We start from the raw sequence: 13,590 nt of genomic DNA on the forward strand, positions 1-13,590 counted from the left end.
AGGTGTGCCGCTTCGATCAGGCGATAGCGACGATGCCGCCAGCCGCTTTGTAGGCGGCGGTGAGCATAGCCAGCTCGTTCTGGCGCTGACCGTAGTCGTTGCCGGGCAACGACGCCCAAATGTTCGAACACGCCTTGATCGCGGCCGCGAGCTGGCCGGCGGCGATCAGCGGCAGCGCGCGGCGTTCACGAATCTGCTGGATAGCGATCAGGTCTTGGGAAAGCGGGCTGAAGTCGTTGAGCTTGAGCAGTTGCGCGTAGGGCGCGTAGTAGCGCGACAGAAGCTGGTAACGACCGGCAGCGGTAGAATTCAACTCTGCGTTGTAGATGTCCGGATGCTTCGCGTAGGAGGGAAACGTCAGCAGGCGCGGCGCGATGATCTTGCCGCTGCGCTTCATCGGCCCGTGCGAGCCGACCAGTACGTTATAGCCGTCGTCGCTGTTCTGACGCGTCCATGCGTCGATCTCGCTCGCGGCGATCATGTCGAGAAACGCGACGACGTTCTGTCCGCCCGCCGCGCTGGCCGTAATGCGTGCCATCGATACCCTCGGTATGTGGAATGATGACCGCATTGTTGATGCTGTACTGCCACTGACACGAGTCGACCAATGTCAGCGGGGACCAACAAAAAGCCCCGCACGTGGCGGGGCTTCGTTTAATCATGGCGGGATTCTAACGCTAGAACAACTCGGCCTGGGGAACGGCACGTTCGGTTGCGTCAGCGCGCTTCAGGATGCGCCAAACATGACGGTCGGCCATCTGATAGCGAAGTGCGAGCTGCGCGACAGCGTGGTTTGCCGCATGGTCGCGGGTCATCACGTCGAACTCGGCACGAATGCTGCGGTACATCAGTTCACGCATGGCCTTCACGCAACGCGGGATATACAACACGTCACCGCCAAAATGCGCAGTGAGCTGATCGGCCGCATCCGGTCCTACGATTTCGGCCAGCGCCTCGTAACGGATTTCGCCGAGGCGCGATCGGCGCATCGCTACCGGGAAGGTCGTGCCGCCGAGCTGCTCGACCAAGCGCACCGTCGTCGGCAAGCCGATCAGCTTGACGATCGTTTTCACGACGTCGGGCAACAGGTGTTCGACACCGTCGAATTTCATGCCGACCTCCGCTTCGCATCGTATTGCAGCGCCGCGATGAGCTTGCCGAGCATCACGTCGTCGCAGAACTCGATCGCGTCGACCTTGCAGATTCGCTTCACCATGCCGCCCACGTAATCCCACGAACGGCCCGCATCGGCGAGCAGCGCTTCGATTTTGCGGATTTGAGCCGCGCGCGGCCGTGCAACGTTCGGCCGGCGACCAGCATCGCGCTTCGGCTTGAAACCGCACCGCTCGAAGTGCTTCAGTAGCTTGTGCGCGCCTTCCGGCGTCAGGTCTTTCGACGAGCTGACGCCGGCGACGCTGCGCAGCACCGTGCGGTATTCGTCATCGGTCATCGCGAGCTGCTGCTTTGCGATGTGGATTTTCGCTACCGTTGTTTTCGCGATCAGCATCACGACCTCCGCCAGCGCCGCAGTTCCTTGCGGCAGAGACAGACCAGGAACACAATCCCGACGAGGATGACAACGATGTCAGACATGGCCGATTCTCCGCGTGTCCGGTGCGCCGACACCAGGACGCACGACGGCCGATCGACCTTGCTCGATACCGTGCCAGTGATCGTCGGTTGTGCGTCGACCAGACACGTCGCGCGTGCGAGGCTCGAATTCACGTACCTGCGCGTGGTGCGCACGCATGTAGGCGTCGATCATCGCCGTGTGCTCGACAGTGCGCACGGCATCTTGCAACTGCATGCGCACCGCATACACCCAACCCTCGCAGAACTCGTCGGCGCGTGCCGTCTTGTTCTTCGGACCGCAACGGCGCAACTTCGTCTGGATGTAATCGCGACGCGCCACGCGCAACTGCCGCGCGAACACGTCGAACGTGTACTTCGCTATCTCCGACGCCGGTGCAACGCCGACGAACGTGTAACCGCCGACGATGTCAGTACAGGTGCTGTTGATCTGCCGGGTGAACAGCAGTTCGCAACCGTACGCGCCAGCGACAACGCTCGCGAGTGCTACCTCGTATCGCACTGGCCGACGAGCCGCGCCGCTCTTCGACCATTCCTCGCTAGCACCGGCCGCGAGCAGTTCGGGATGGTCGATGCCGAACTGCTCCATCAGCTTCTGTGCCTGGCGAAGCGCGGCAGCTGCTTCGTGCGGCTCGTTCGATCTCGACAGCGCCAGGCATTTCCGGATTTTCTCGATGGCGGTTTTCCTGTCCATGTCCGCTCCGTTCTCAACGACGTCGATCTTCGAGTGCCGGCGCGGCGGTCGGCATCACGACGTCGTCGGTGCTCACGATTTCCATCGCCACGTCGGGGCGCTCCCCCGCGATGTAGCGGGCCCGATGACCTGCGTAACTGCGCTCGCATCGAATCGCGTCACGAAAGACCTTGATCGCCTGCATGGCTTTGTCAGCATCCATCAGATAGCTTTCGAAGCCGATCCGGACACATGCGATGTCGCGCTTTCGCGCGGAATTCGCCCATGTAACCATCACTGCACCTCGACCTTCTGTTCGAACGGTTCGATCACGAAATCCTCGACGCCGGTCACGATGGTGATGCCCGGGAGGCCACGCACCTTTTCAGGTTCGTTGAGAATGGCTTCCTTGTTGATCTCTTCCTTCACGCGAACGAATGCGGAGAGATCGCGCGCCTTGAGCAACTCGATCACCGCGTCGACGCCGCGCACCGAGCAGCTCGGCGGACGCTGACGCCATTGCACCTGACCGGTGATGAAGCTATAGGTCTTCACCTTGCCGCTGTTGGTCAAGGTCTCGCGATGCGCTTCGCACCAGGTCTGCACGCCCGACTGAAGCGACAGCAGGGTTTCCTTCAGCGGTTGAATCTGCTGTTGATAGCGCTCGGTGATCGCCGCGATCTCGTCGTTCATGTTCGTCTGCAGCCGGTCGATCTCACGGCTCGTGTCGCCGATGTCGCGAATGGTCGCTGCGACGTCGGATTCCGATTGCGCGACGAACACCTGGGCGGCGGCTTTAATGCGTTGTTTGGTTGCCATGTCGATTCCTATACTTTTTCAATGGTTCAGTGAAATTTGGTCGCGCTATCGTCTTTCACAACAACGCGTTTCGCGACGAACTCGCTCACGGCCTTGACTACGTCGTCCGGGCCGCCCTTGGCGTGTGCGATGACGATCACGGATACTTCACGGGTGAGGTCGCGCAGCACGCCTTCGAGTGAATCGAGCGTTGAGGAAAGCCGGATACCTGCACGGTTCATCGTGTCGACGGCGATGCGCAGCTCGTCGACAGACATCGACCAGGGATCGTGTGCGCCTGCGTTATAGGGTGGCATTGCCTCGGCTTCGTCACGTTGCGTCGACCGCCATTGCTCGTGCTGGCGCAGTTCCTTCGATTCACGCGCCTCCTCGAGTGACTCGCGAAGGCGCGGGCTGGCTTCGAGCTGCGCGTCGAGAATCGCCGCGACGCCACGGAAGTCGCCCGCGATGTGCTGCAACAGCACGCGGTTGATCAAGCCCGCGAAGTCGCGGCCGACTGCGTCACGCTGCTCAAGGGCGGCGGAATAGTCGAGAAGGGTCTTGTTCACGCGATGCAGTTCACGACGCAGTTCCGGCACACTGTCGAACGCCTCGGGATTGGCCAACGTCGGGCCTTGGGTGATATGGATTGTCATAGGTTTTCGTTCCTGTTATGCGAGGGTTTTAGATGCCTTGATGAGCTGACGAGCGGCGGCGACGCCCTTCCAGAACTCTTCCTCCGGCTTCTCTTTGATCAGGCGTTTCGCCATCGAGATCACGGCGGATTGCGTCTTGCCGCCTGCGATACGAAAGCCCGTGCCAACGTGCGTCACGACAAATGCCGGCTCGCCTGGCGTCGTTGCAACCGGATTGGCATGTGCGGCAAACAGCTCGGTCGGATACTGCGGAAAATCGATGCGCTCGCCATCAACCTTGATTCGACTGGCACGACCCGCTTGCTCGGAGTAGGTAAAGACGTGAAGTTTCATTGTAGTAGTCCTAATATAGATGATCGATTATCGCCAGTGACGATGGCATTATTGTCAGTGTCCCCGCTCCGTCCACAGCACACGAATGTCGCCGACCTTGAATTGGCCGGTGCGGTAGCGCGATACCCCGGAACCACCCATGCGGTAGTACGTGGCTTCGCCTTTCTCGACCATGTCGGCGCAGATCGCGCAGTTCTGCACCTGGATCGTTGGCTTCGAGCCGTTCGAGAACTCGATGCCGATGACGGTGAATCCCTTCGAAGTGAGCGTCTCGATCGTTGCCGCAAGGCGCAGAGCTGTGAGCTGCATCAGCCGATTGATCGGCGGTACTTCTGGATTGATGGCGTTAAAATTCGGCGTCAATTGGACTCTCCTTTAACGGGGCGATGCGGGCAGGTCTGGCATGTGCGCCAGTGTTCGAGCTTGATCGGATTGTGGGTCGGGGCCTTCTGTAACGCGTACTCCCGGCAATGTTCGCCGTCGACTTCGGCATGGCTGAACGGACACGTGACACGGCTGAACGCTGCGTGGTATCGCGCCCTGATCCGGTCGGGCTTCGCCTTGCCGGTGCCATACGCGCCGCTGCCGTTGACGAAGATGGAAAGGGTCTTGCGTGCCACGCCCATGCGGGTAGCAACCTGCGTGACATTGATCGCACGCACCTCGCGCATCAGACCGTTGACGAACCAGTCTTCCTGCATATAGGCCGGCTTACTCATCGGCGATCTCCTGGTGTTCCATCCACATGACGCGATTCCAGTTCGGATCGAAAACGACCTTTGTCCGCTGGACAAGTGGCGCTTTCGGTCCGGACTCCATGTTCTTGCGCAGTCGGTAGCGAGCTGGCGCGGCGTATCGCGAGTGCTTGTTCGCCGGGGCAATGCATTCGAGATAGCCGGCCGCAGCAAGTTTGCCGACATAGGTCGCGGCGGTCGCCTCCGAGATCGGACAAGACGCCGTGCTGGCGAATGCCGCGAGTTCAACATGATTGAAGTCCTGTGCGATGAACATGCGGCGCATCGTGGACCACATGGCCTCGTTGATTGAGCCTTGCACGACCTCGTTCCCGCTGCGCGTCAAGCGCGGCGCTTCGACGCCGTTGTCGCGCACAAGTCGGTATGTGCGACGTACGGCTGCGCCTCCGAGTCGCTCTTCCCGTTCGACCTCGACGTAGCCGCCCTTGAGCAGTCCCTTCATATAATCCTGGACGGCACTGATTTCGGTACGCGAGGCGATTGCGACTTCCCGTTGTCGGAAACCGTCGCGCGTGCTGCGGATTGCCTCCCAGATACGTTGGCGCGGATTCTTGCCGCCTTGCATTTCGAGGTTGATCGGCTTACGCGCCATGAGAACCCTCCATTCGCGGATCAATGTCGCTCACAACTTCCGCAGCAGATTGAAGTGCGCGCGCGAGGGCCAGCATTTCGCGGCGATTCAGGAAGAGATCGGCGAGCCGCTGACCGCCCTGGTAGGTGAGTCCGTTGAAATAGATGGTCAGCAACGAGAAGCCGTTGCCCTCGCGACATGTGATCCCAATGTCACCGGAGTCGGCGATCTCGGAATCGAACTCCTCACCTTGATCGTTCTCGGCAAAAATTCGTGCGTCACGAAGGCCGTCGATAGTCAAGCTCACGTCCATTACACCCTCCGCTCCGGCGCACGGCCGGTGTAGAGGGCAATGGAATCGAGGTCCGAGCGCTCGAAGTCAGCCATACCGCGCGTCATGCAGTGCTCGTGGATCGAAACGAGATTCACGCACACGCGGCGCACTGAGCCGCGAGACAGTTCGACCAGGTGCGAAAGCACATCGTCGGCAATCGCGAGATCGGGGGCGTAGATCGAGGCGAGCTTGCCGGCATCGCTCACGCTGACCGGCTGCGCCGGTGCCCACGTCAGCACGCGTGAATGGAAGCGCTCCCACCGTTCCAGCTTCTTCGGCAGCAGTTCTTCGCCCACCAACAGCAGCGATCCCTGCGAACCCTCATAGATGTCTCGCGTCAGCTCGATGAGGGCGTCAGATTTCGCGCAATAGTCGAACTCGTCGATAATCAGCGTACGGCGCGAGGCCGACAATTGCTCGCAGACCAGATCGAGCAGGCCGGACTTGGTCGCGCGGCCATGCTTGACGCCCATCTCGTAGAGAATCTTTTCCAACATCACTTTCGCGCTCCACGCGCTGCGCATCTGCACGTAGTAGGCGCGCGACTCTACCGCGATCGAGTTCGTTGCGAAGGTCTTGCCCCATCCGGCCGGTCCGTGCAGGACACCGATGCCCGGCACACCGCCGCGACGCTGATTCAGTCGCTCGATTGTTGCCGCCACAAGGTCCAGCGTGGCGATCGGCGCAATGCCGCCGGCCGGGCGATTGATTGCAGGGGTGGTTTTCACCATAATGACAATGCCTCTCGTCAAGGGGTTAGTTGAATGCACGCGTCACGGTGGCGACCGTGGCCGTGCCGGGCACCGCCGGGCTGGATGCCTGGCGGTGTTTTCGCATGGCGATTGCGAATTCAGGGGTCTGCGGGTATTGGCCGTACCAGCGCGTCAAAATCGGATCGTCGATCGTGCCGCCGGCCGCGACCAGTTGGTCCAGTTCCTGCCACTTGCGGAACCGCAGCTCCGGCGTTTCCGGAACCGGCCGAATCTTCTTCACGTTGCTCTCAGGTGTGGGCTGCACTTGGCTTGCAGCCTGCCGAGCGTCGATGATCCGCTGCAGATCGGCCGGAATGTCTGCTTTCGGCACGACGCGATCGAGTGCGCGCGCTGCCGTGCCGGCTGCCTTGAGTTCATCGGTCGTATGCGTGGCGGTGCGCGTCGGCAGTGCGGTGAGCTTGCCGGCCTGCGCCGCTTTGTCAGCCACCAGATCCCGCACAAGGCGATCCGTATCGACCTTTGTGCCCTTGATGGCGTGCATCTGCTGCTTCACGTGTTCGCGTTGCTTACGGCGAGCCAGGACGGCGATTTCCGCACGTGACACACCGGTACGCTCCGGATTGCGCGCCACGCAAACGAACTCGCCTTCGTGATAGACAATGACCTCGCCGAGATCGGGCGTGATGCGTACCGCAACATCCTTGCCGACGTAGAGCGCCAGCTCCGGGGCGATGAATTGCGCGTTGTCGATGCGCAGCCCCTTCTTCGTGACGGTGTATCGTCCCTTGCCGGCGGGCGGTGCCAACAGCACATCGAGAGCACGTTCGTCCTCGATGCGATGCACGGGGCCGGTATAGCTCGATGCCCGCTGATAGGGCGACATGCCGATGCCTTCGTGATGCGCGTGTTCGTAGACACCCCTGATCCATTGCTCGATGAGCGCGCGCAGTTCGGATGCCGGCATCGCAAGCGTGACAGCTTCGCCCTTCTTGAACAGGCGTTCGGAGAACGCGCGGCGCGCTTCGATCGCGCTACGCTCGGCGACGCTATGCCCGATGAACGCGGACAGTCCTTCCAGGATCGAGTGCAGCATCGTCTGGATGCCGCGCTCGACGTGCGGTTTCTGCCACGGCGAGAACGGGGCCGTGACGTAGTGCGCGATGCCGAGTGCTGCAAGCGTCTCGATGAAGTTGCGGCTCTTGTAGTCCTGGCCGTTGTCGGTAACGATTTCCTCCGGGACACCCCACAGCAGCAGGGCAAGGCGCAACGCATACTTGTGCGTCTCGGTCTTCGGCGTAGGAGCGAGCACAACCAGCTTGCGCCGGCTGTACACGTCGATCACGACGGACGCGGAATAACGACGCTCGACGCCGTCTTCGTCGGTCAGCATCCAGTCGGCCGGCGTCGCGTCCATTTCCCATCGCTGATTCAGGCGATCGACGTCGGCCGACGCATCACCGAACGCGGTCATATACTTGTTCTTCCACTCGTCCGGATTGGTGGCAGCCGTGAACAGGCCGTCGTGCTTGCGCCGCCACGCCGTCACGAACCGATACGTCGCATCGTAGGACGGCGCGGCGAACAGGATTTCACCGGAGTCGGCGTCGACAGATGCCTGGTTCAGCAGATTGACGATGTGCTGGATGCCGAGGTTCGGTCGGTCGATGAGCAGCGCGAGCGCTGTTTTTTCCAGCTCGGGTTGCTTCGTGAACACGTTCACGTCGCGCTGATGCCGGCCGTCCTTCTCGTCGATCAGGCCCGCAAGGCCGACGCGCTCGTATTCGAGCACCCACCGCTGCAGCGAACGCGGCGAGATCGACGGGATCGTCGACCGGACCGCCGCCGCAACCTCGATTTCCTTCAGGTTGTATGCTTTTGTGTAGGTCGGCCAGGACACGCGGCGGCTCATCGGCTGCACCGTGACGAACCACGTCTCCCAACTCTTGACGATCTCGTAGCGCGCGTCGAACCGTGCCTGCACGCCCGGCGGCAGTTCGGCCGTCAGCTTCTTGAGGCTTTCCTGCGCACGCTGATTCTTCGCTGCGCGCTCGGCTTCGGCATCGGCGCGAACCTGCTCAATCAACTTGAGCGTGCGGCCGGCCGCGTCGCCGCGTGCCTTGATTTCCCGATACCGCTCGACGGCCTTGCGCACGTCGGCCGGCAGGTTCGCCAGGTCAAACAGCTTGCGCTGGCCGCCGCGCACGGCTTCCAGCTCGAAGGGCCAGTTTTCGCGAGTGGCACGACGTTCGGCCGAACGCTTCGTAATAGAGAGGGCTGCGGCAATCAGCTCAAAGTCGATCATTACGCACGCCCTCCAAGCCGGCGAACTACCTCGTCGACAAGCCGGTCCATGACGGTGTCGGGCACGTTCTTGCGAAGCTCACCAAGGCGAGCTTTCACCGAACGCTCTTGCAGCGTCAACGCACCGATCTCCGCGAGCATGGCTTCTTCGCCTCGATACACGCGGCAGCCGCAGCGGTCGGCGAGCATTTCGAGCATCCGGTAATCGCCGGTCGCGACCGTAAGCGCGGGAATAGCTTCGGCAGGAAAACGCCAGCCTTCGGCGCTCGGCGCGCAGTAACGATCGAGCATGTTCTTCGTCGTTTCGTAATTGGACAGACGGGAGATTTGCGCGGCCACCTCGTGCCGGTCGATACCGCGACTAGACACGGTGCCGAGCATGTCCGCGAGGGTCTCGCGAACCGTGAGTGCAACGTCGAGGCCGCCGGCTTCGGGGCGCGGCGCCGGCGGAACGTCAAAGAAGCTCAGTTCCATCTGGCCGGAAGTGGCTTTTCGGGTAGTTTTACGTGCCGACATGTCAAGCTCCGCCCGCACAATTGACGTTGCACGCGTCAGACCGGGTGATAGACTTACATTCCGTTGACGCGACCGCTTTGCGTCGGCCGAAACCGCGCTCACCGCGTCCGCTACGTGCAGCGCCGTCGATGTGATAACGGCTCGGCCAAATGAGATGACGAGGTACGCCGATCGTCGCTGCGATGATCGATTCGGCCTTCGGCCAAGGCACGTCGAGTGCATTTTTTAACGCGCCGGGCGTGTAGCCGTGCGCCATCGACAGTCGCCGCAGCGACCATCCGGCCTTTTCCAGCGCCGCCTTGATGTCGGCGCGATGCCAGTCTTGCAGGGCAACCTGCTCGGCTGGTTTTTTTGACATGTTTAGCGTGTTCATGGGAATGAACAATAGCACGCAAAACCGTGCCTTTCAATGTGTTTTGCGTGTCGCGCTTCGGTTTTTGCGTGCTACTCGGGAGTTTTTGCGTAACACGCTGATTTGATTTGATATTTTTGAAGTGCGACACGAGCCGCGAAAGTGCGACACGCGTGTCGCACTTTCTGGGGTGAGTGAATGACTGAAAGTGCGACACGCATTTCCGTTGAGATAGGCGAAAGATTGCGTGCCTACCGAGAGCACTCTCGCCTGTCCCAAGACCGGCTGGCGGAGCTAGTCGGCGGAACGAAGCGAGGAATTCAGGACAATGAGGCCGGCCGAACAGCCCCGAACAGCAAATTGCTTACCGGGCTGGCGCAGAACGGTCTGAGCATTAACTGGCTCTTAACAGGCAAAGGGCCGATGCTCGTCGCCGATCTCGATACGTCTACCACCTCGGTCAATGGTGAGATTCTCGGCATGGCCTTGGCCGCAGTGGAAAAGATCGCAGCCGAGCGCCGGTTAAAACTACCACCTGAGACGCGGGGGAAGCTCGGTGCGTTGGTGTACCAGTATTTCCTGATTGAGAAGGCAGAAACAGAAGCTACGGCCTATGTCGCCCAGCTCATGGAACTTGTTTCAAACCACTGATGTAGGGGTTTAGATGGAAGACAAGAACAAAATCAGAGAGTTAGCTGCGAAATTGATGGCCGACGGAACGAGTGTGGAAGCGCCGCGACTCGACGGACAACCCGCAGTTAAACGGCCACGAACGAGACCCAATCTCAGTATTGTCGTCAGCGGAAGCGCCGGCCAGGTTGCCGGCGGCGACATCCACAACACGTACCATATCGAGAAGGTCGTACCGCCTCCAGTCGTTGTGCAGACCGGCGTAGGCGTGGTCGATGCGGCTCAGAAGCGGCAGCTACTCGATCTCCGGGACGACATCGTCAAAGCGTCGGAGGTTAAAAAGAAGCCAAAGACACCGCAGAGCGTGATGTACGGACTCAACAAGCACATGAACGTGAACACGTATCACGAGATTCCGGCTGAAGGCTTTGAAAAGGCGCTGAAGTATATGCAGAAGCAGCGCGCGATGCTTGTCGGCATGGCGTCCGCGCCCAAAAAGCTCGCCGATTGGCGGAATCGCCGCATAGCGGCCATCCACGCCCGCTGCAAGGAACGCGAGCTTGAGACATGGCGACGCACCTACATGCAGCGCACGTTCGGTAAGGGATCGATGATTGACTTGGGCGATGACGAATTGGAGCGCCTCTATCGGGCCGTCATGGGGAAAAAGTGACGCGGGTGCTCGATTGGTGCCAAGTTCTGCGCAAAGTTTGCTCAGTGCTGCTCGGTTTTCGCACAATCGGTGCCAAACTGGCTCGCGCAGCCGATTAGCCCGTCAGCCCCGCCGTTATTGGCTTTGTGCCAAGTTCCCGGCTGCCTTAGCTGATGCCATATCGAGCACCACCCCACACATCCAGCCCGGCAGCGTACCAAGCCGACCTTAATGCCACGGTGATGTGATCCTTGCAATTGATTGCAACTGGCCAAGATTCCGGTCCGTTGGGGGCAATGTTGGGGTCAAGAATCCGGAAATGGAAAAGGGGCTACGGCGATTAGCCGTAACCCCTTGATTCCTTTGGTCGGAGCGATAGGATTCGAACCTACGACCCTCTGATCCCAAATCAGCAATGAAGATCTTAATGAAAGCCTTGCCAGAAAAGGCGCTCCGGCTGCTTTTGTCTAATGTTATGCTCAAAAAACATGCACGGAACGACAGGGCTTTGCGGGCGGCAGCGGGGCAATTATTAGACACCCTCAAGCCGATTTGGGCAGACTCAAGCGTACGTCCGCCACTGGTACATTTCGCTTTTTGATGTACGTCTCCGTCATCTTCTCGTCGGTGTGCGCGGCGGCAATCTGGAGCGCCTTCACGTCATATCCAGCCCGCTCGCCGTCCGTGAGTGCCTTGGCTCGAATGTCCTTCACGGTGTATCCGAGATGCAACAGGTCGGCGCGCTTTGCTGCGGCTTTCCACGCCTTCAGGATCGTATTTGCGGCGTACATCTTCCCGTTCCGGGTGTGGACGACGGGCATATCGCCGATGGTCGGTCGGCCGTCGATCTGTCGAATTCGTGACAAAACCTCGTCGATCTCGGGCGTGATCTTGAAGTCGACCCGCACGCCGCTCGAATCTTCTGTTTTGCTCGGGATGAAGTGGATTACTCCGACCTCGCGATCCACGGCTGACCATTTCAAGTTCCGGATCTCGGTCGAGCGCTGCGCCGTCAGGTAGCATAGATCAATGATGCACTGCATCATCGGACCTGTCGGTACGTCCGCCACTACCTCCTTTTCCCTGTCCGTCCCCTCGTACATCTTGTAAGTAGTCTCAAGCATTGCGCCGCGGATTGCGGCAAAGTGCGCGTCGGTGATGTAGGTCTGCCGCGGCTTCGGTTTCTTCAGCTTCACTTCCTTGCACGGATTTGTGTCGCGCCTTCCTTTGTCGACGCACCACTGGAAGAAGCCGGACAGGAACGCGCGCATGACGCGCTGCATGTGCAGCTTGCCAGCGTACTTTACCTTCAGCCAGTTATTGATGTGCGTGGGCTTCACGTCCGCGACGTTGACCTTGCGGAACCCGTTGCCGGCGTAATCTCCGTACTTCGGCCACGCCTTTTCCTTGTGCAGCAGCTTGTTCTCTCGCACGTACTGATCGATCAGCGGGCGCATATCTCCAGCACCTTCCGGGCGTTCGCGTTTCTTCCGCTCTTCGGCCAGTCGCTCGACTAGCTTTGTTTCGTCATCTGCCAGGCTGCACAATCGAATCCATCTTCCCGAAACTGGCTCGCTCCAATACCATGCGCCGTGCTTAGCGTAAACGCGCGGATACTTCGCCTTTTTGCGATTGGTAGCCATCAGTCAAAGCAGAGTTCAACGGTTGATGTTGCGGGATGCCCGACAAGGCCGGCCTTTTTCGCCTGGAGTGACTCGAAGGTCGACCAAGTCATGATGATGGCGCCGTTCGCGGCCGTGACGACGTCGATGCCAAACGTCGCCTTGAACCAGTCGGCCTGCTTCGTGTATCGCTTCTTGCCGGTGACGACTGCGAGATCGGCCGGCTTCATCAGGCGTTCGGTCATGCTAGGATTCCTTTACGCAATGTCATCTGGAGATTGCTATGAGCGAGCCACAAGAGCAGGTTGACCGTCGTTTCATGGATCAGCTTCTGGCCCTGTCCAAAAGGGCTGGTTCCGCGGTTGACCACGATGTCTATGAGTGGCTGATGTCTCGCCGATTTGCGCGTGCGCAGAATCTGCCTACAGACCCGGCTCTCGGAGGCCTTGTGATCACCCAAGCCGGTATTGACTGGTTGGCAATAACGAAGTACGACGGCGTAGAAATTTCGAGATTCAGCGGCTACAAGGGCTACTGGTGGCGCGCTCGCGTCTATCAGATTGCGTCTGGTTGGGGCGGCTTCCTTGAGATTGGCCGGGAAGGATCGGATGCTGAGCGTCGTTTCACTCCCGAATGGCCGAATATTCCTTTTAGCCGAGACGATTGCACCGACCGGCTTGAACACTTGGCGAAAGAGATTATTGACGGCAAGGTTCCCTGGAAGCCCGTTAGCGGTCTTTAGATTCACTACGCCTCCGGGAATTCGTCGTGCGTGCGGCCGTCGAGCAGGCGGCCGGCAGCGCGCTTGCCAGCGTTGCCCATGATCGTGCCGTCGCCGTGTGTGAGCTTAGGGCCGCGCACAGGCACACCCTCGGCGTGGCCCATCATCGGGATCCACTCTCCCCATTGCTTGAACAAGAACGGCACGCCGGCACTGGCGCACTGATCGCGCAGAGATCTGGCCCAGTCCGGATGCATCGGCCGCGCGCCGTGGCCGCTTTCGCCGCCGGCGATCATCCAGTGCAGGCCGCCATCGTCCGGACGGCGGCATTCGAACTGCCTCTTGCCTTCGTGCGTGCGCCAGTTGCCGGTAG

Annotated in this window: 22 protein-coding genes and 1 tRNA gene; 3 read left to right on the top strand and 20 right to left on the bottom strand. The window is 60.3% G+C overall.

What is annotated here, in order from left to right; all coding sequences use genetic code 11:
* Positions 1–16: 16 nt before the first annotated feature.
* From WS69_RS24920 to WS69_RS32200, 16 genes are all read right to left on the bottom strand, one after another.
* Complete coding sequence (locus tag WS69_RS24920; protein WP_059473317.1) at positions 17–538, bottom strand: glycoside hydrolase family 24 protein; 522 nt, start codon at positions 536–538, stop codon at positions 17–19.
* A gap of 139 nt (positions 539–677) precedes the next feature.
* On the bottom strand, positions 678–1,112 hold the full coding sequence (locus WS69_RS24925) for a Mor transcription activator family protein (RefSeq protein ID WP_059473318.1): 435 nt from the start codon (positions 1,110–1,112) through the stop codon (positions 678–680).
* The gene (locus tag WS69_RS24930; protein WP_059473319.1) at positions 1,109–1,507 is read right to left on the bottom strand and encodes a gp16 family protein; all 399 of its coding nucleotides are present in this window, start codon (positions 1,505–1,507) and stop codon (positions 1,109–1,111) included. Before WS69_RS24930 ends, WS69_RS24925 begins: the two co-directional genes overlap by 4 nt.
* Positions 1,508–1,585: 78 nt before the next feature.
* Positions 1,586–2,284: a DUF2786 domain-containing protein gene (locus WS69_RS24935; RefSeq protein ID WP_059473320.1), complete on the bottom strand. Its 699-nt coding sequence runs from the start codon at positions 2,282–2,284 to the stop codon at positions 1,586–1,588.
* A gap of 13 nt (positions 2,285–2,297) precedes the next feature.
* A complete protein-coding gene (locus tag WS69_RS24940; RefSeq protein ID WP_231747212.1) occupies positions 2,298–2,486 on the bottom strand; it encodes a hypothetical protein in 189 nt (62 codons plus the stop codon).
* Positions 2,487–2,557: 71 nt separating this feature from the next.
* Positions 2,558–3,082 carry a host-nuclease inhibitor Gam family protein gene (locus tag WS69_RS24945; RefSeq protein WP_059473322.1) on the bottom strand — a complete coding sequence of 175 codons (525 nt, stop codon included), beginning with the start codon at positions 3,080–3,082 and terminating at the stop codon, positions 2,558–2,560.
* 26 nt (positions 3,083–3,108) lie between these two features.
* Positions 3,109–3,717 (bottom strand): hypothetical protein, encoded by a 609-nt coding sequence (locus tag WS69_RS34335; protein ID WP_197419306.1) that lies wholly within the window; start codon positions 3,715–3,717, stop codon positions 3,109–3,111.
* A 15-nt stretch (positions 3,718–3,732) separates the two neighbouring features.
* Positions 3,733–4,050 carry a hypothetical protein gene (locus WS69_RS24955; RefSeq protein WP_059473323.1) on the bottom strand — a complete coding sequence of 106 codons (318 nt, stop codon included), beginning with the start codon at positions 4,048–4,050 and terminating at the stop codon, positions 3,733–3,735.
* Between the two features lie 54 nt (positions 4,051–4,104).
* The gene (locus tag WS69_RS24960; protein WP_231747213.1) at positions 4,105–4,413 is read right to left on the bottom strand and encodes a hypothetical protein; all 309 of its coding nucleotides are present in this window, start codon (positions 4,411–4,413) and stop codon (positions 4,105–4,107) included.
* Positions 4,410–4,769, bottom strand: coding sequence for a hypothetical protein (locus WS69_RS24965; protein WP_059473325.1), 360 nt, complete (start codon positions 4,767–4,769; stop codon positions 4,410–4,412). Before WS69_RS24965 ends, WS69_RS24960 begins: the two co-directional genes overlap by 4 nt.
* Complete coding sequence (locus WS69_RS24970) at positions 4,762–5,397, bottom strand: hypothetical protein (RefSeq protein WP_059473326.1); 636 nt, start codon at positions 5,395–5,397, stop codon at positions 4,762–4,764. The genes WS69_RS24965 and WS69_RS24970 overlap by 8 nt, the downstream gene beginning before the upstream one ends.
* Positions 5,387–5,689 carry a hypothetical protein gene (locus WS69_RS24975; RefSeq protein WP_059473327.1) on the bottom strand — a complete coding sequence of 101 codons (303 nt, stop codon included), beginning with the start codon at positions 5,687–5,689 and terminating at the stop codon, positions 5,387–5,389. The genes WS69_RS24970 and WS69_RS24975 overlap by 11 nt, the downstream gene beginning before the upstream one ends.
* Complete coding sequence (locus WS69_RS24980; RefSeq protein WP_231747214.1) at positions 5,689–6,441, bottom strand: AAA family ATPase; 753 nt, start codon at positions 6,439–6,441, stop codon at positions 5,689–5,691. Before WS69_RS24980 ends, WS69_RS24975 begins: the two co-directional genes overlap by 1 nt.
* A 25-nt stretch (positions 6,442–6,466) precedes the next feature.
* Positions 6,467–8,725: a DDE-type integrase/transposase/recombinase gene (locus WS69_RS24985; protein ID WP_059473328.1), complete on the bottom strand. Its 2,259-nt coding sequence runs from the start codon at positions 8,723–8,725 to the stop codon at positions 6,467–6,469.
* Positions 8,725–9,240 (bottom strand): phage regulatory CII family protein, encoded by a 516-nt coding sequence (locus WS69_RS24990; RefSeq protein ID WP_231747215.1) that lies wholly within the window; start codon positions 9,238–9,240, stop codon positions 8,725–8,727. The genes WS69_RS24985 and WS69_RS24990 overlap by 1 nt, the downstream gene beginning before the upstream one ends.
* Before the next feature lies 1 nt (position 9,241).
* Complete coding sequence (locus WS69_RS32200) at positions 9,242–9,613, bottom strand: helix-turn-helix domain-containing protein (RefSeq protein ID WP_082716459.1); 372 nt, start codon at positions 9,611–9,613, stop codon at positions 9,242–9,244.
* A 177-nt stretch (positions 9,614–9,790) separates the two neighbouring features.
* Here WS69_RS32200 and WS69_RS32205 point away from each other — a divergent pair, with 177 nt between their 5' ends.
* Positions 9,791–10,243 (top strand): helix-turn-helix domain-containing protein, encoded by a 453-nt coding sequence (locus WS69_RS32205; protein WP_082716460.1) that lies wholly within the window; start codon positions 9,791–9,793, stop codon positions 10,241–10,243.
* Between the two features lie 13 nt (positions 10,244–10,256).
* A complete protein-coding gene (locus WS69_RS25000; RefSeq protein ID WP_059473331.1) occupies positions 10,257–10,895 on the top strand; it encodes a hypothetical protein in 639 nt (212 codons plus the stop codon).
* Between the two features lie 343 nt (positions 10,896–11,238).
* On the opposite strand, the gene WS69_RS33775 is transcribed toward WS69_RS25000, so the two are convergent.
* The 3 genes from WS69_RS33775 to WS69_RS25010 all read right to left on the bottom strand — a co-directional run bounded on the left by WS69_RS33775 (position 11,239) and on the right by WS69_RS25010 (position 12,741).
* Positions 11,239–11,330, bottom strand: a tRNA-Pro gene (locus WS69_RS33775).
* An 86-nt stretch (positions 11,331–11,416) separates the two neighbouring features.
* Positions 11,417–12,517, bottom strand: coding sequence for a tyrosine-type recombinase/integrase (locus WS69_RS25005; RefSeq protein ID WP_059473332.1), 1,101 nt, complete (start codon positions 12,515–12,517; stop codon positions 11,417–11,419).
* Entirely contained in the window at positions 12,517–12,741 is a 225-nt protein-coding gene (locus WS69_RS25010) for a DUF4224 domain-containing protein (RefSeq protein WP_038792990.1), read from the bottom strand. Before WS69_RS25010 ends, WS69_RS25005 begins: the two co-directional genes overlap by 1 nt.
* 38 nt (positions 12,742–12,779) lie before the next feature.
* On the opposite strand from WS69_RS25010, the gene WS69_RS25015 reads away from it, so the two are divergent.
* A complete protein-coding gene (locus WS69_RS25015; RefSeq protein ID WP_059473333.1) occupies positions 12,780–13,238 on the top strand; it encodes a hypothetical protein in 459 nt (152 codons plus the stop codon).
* A 5-nt stretch (positions 13,239–13,243) separates the two neighbouring features.
* Here the strand turns inward: WS69_RS25015 and WS69_RS25020 are convergent.
* Positions 13,244–13,590, bottom strand: a 347-nt coding sequence (locus WS69_RS25020) for a DUF5131 family protein (RefSeq protein ID WP_156438382.1), incomplete at its 5' end; no start/stop codon positions are given.

It is taken from the genome of Burkholderia sp. BDU5 (assembly GCF_001522845.1).
Lineage (GTDB): Bacteria > Pseudomonadota > Gammaproteobacteria > Burkholderiales > Burkholderiaceae > Burkholderia > Burkholderia mayonis.

Excerpts from the sequence above, each read along its gene's own strand:
- WS69_RS24920 (WP_059473317.1), bottom strand. The coding sequence starts at position 538 with ATGGCACGCATTACGGCCAGCGCGGCGGGCGGACAGAACGTCGTCGCG.
- WS69_RS24925 (WP_059473318.1), bottom strand. The coding sequence starts at position 1,112 with ATGAAATTCGACGGTGTCGAACACCTGTTGCCCGACGTCGTGAAAACG.
- WS69_RS24930 (WP_059473319.1), bottom strand. The coding sequence starts at position 1,507 with ATGCTGATCGCGAAAACAACGGTAGCGAAAATCCACATCGCAAAGCAG.
- WS69_RS24935 (WP_059473320.1), bottom strand. The coding sequence starts at position 2,284 with ATGGACAGGAAAACCGCCATCGAGAAAATCCGGAAATGCCTGGCGCTG.
- WS69_RS24940 (WP_231747212.1), bottom strand. The coding sequence starts at position 2,486 with ATGGATGCTGACAAAGCCATGCAGGCGATCAAGGTCTTTCGTGACGCG.
- WS69_RS24945 (WP_059473322.1), bottom strand. The coding sequence starts at position 3,082 with ATGGCAACCAAACAACGCATTAAAGCCGCCGCCCAGGTGTTCGTCGCG.
- WS69_RS34335 (WP_197419306.1), bottom strand. The coding sequence starts at position 3,717 with ATGACAATCCATATCACCCAAGGCCCGACGTTGGCCAATCCCGAGGCG.
- WS69_RS24955 (WP_059473323.1), bottom strand. The coding sequence starts at position 4,050 with ATGAAACTTCACGTCTTTACCTACTCCGAGCAAGCGGGTCGTGCCAGT.
- WS69_RS24965 (WP_059473325.1), bottom strand. The coding sequence starts at position 4,769 with ATGAGTAAGCCGGCCTATATGCAGGAAGACTGGTTCGTCAACGGTCTG.
- WS69_RS24970 (WP_059473326.1), bottom strand. The coding sequence starts at position 5,397 with ATGGCGCGTAAGCCGATCAACCTCGAAATGCAAGGCGGCAAGAATCCG.
- WS69_RS24975 (WP_059473327.1), bottom strand. The coding sequence starts at position 5,689 with ATGGACGTGAGCTTGACTATCGACGGCCTTCGTGACGCACGAATTTTT.
- WS69_RS24980 (WP_231747214.1), bottom strand. The coding sequence starts at position 6,441 with ATGGTGAAAACCACCCCTGCAATCAATCGCCCGGCCGGCGGCATTGCG.
- WS69_RS24985 (WP_059473328.1), bottom strand. The coding sequence starts at position 8,725 with ATGATCGACTTTGAGCTGATTGCCGCAGCCCTCTCTATTACGAAGCGT.
- WS69_RS24990 (WP_231747215.1), bottom strand. The coding sequence starts at position 9,240 with ATGTCGGCACGTAAAACTACCCGAAAAGCCACTTCCGGCCAGATGGAA.
- WS69_RS32200 (WP_082716459.1), bottom strand. The coding sequence starts at position 9,613 with ATGAACACGCTAAACATGTCAAAAAAACCAGCCGAGCAGGTTGCCCTG.
- WS69_RS32205 (WP_082716460.1), top strand. The coding sequence starts at position 9,791 with ATGACTGAAAGTGCGACACGCATTTCCGTTGAGATAGGCGAAAGATTG.
- WS69_RS25000 (WP_059473331.1), top strand. The coding sequence starts at position 10,257 with ATGGAAGACAAGAACAAAATCAGAGAGTTAGCTGCGAAATTGATGGCC.
- WS69_RS25005 (WP_059473332.1), bottom strand. The coding sequence starts at position 12,517 with ATGGCTACCAATCGCAAAAAGGCGAAGTATCCGCGCGTTTACGCTAAG.
- WS69_RS25010 (WP_038792990.1), bottom strand. The coding sequence starts at position 12,741 with ATGACCGAACGCCTGATGAAGCCGGCCGATCTCGCAGTCGTCACCGGC.
- WS69_RS25015 (WP_059473333.1), top strand. The coding sequence starts at position 12,780 with ATGAGCGAGCCACAAGAGCAGGTTGACCGTCGTTTCATGGATCAGCTT.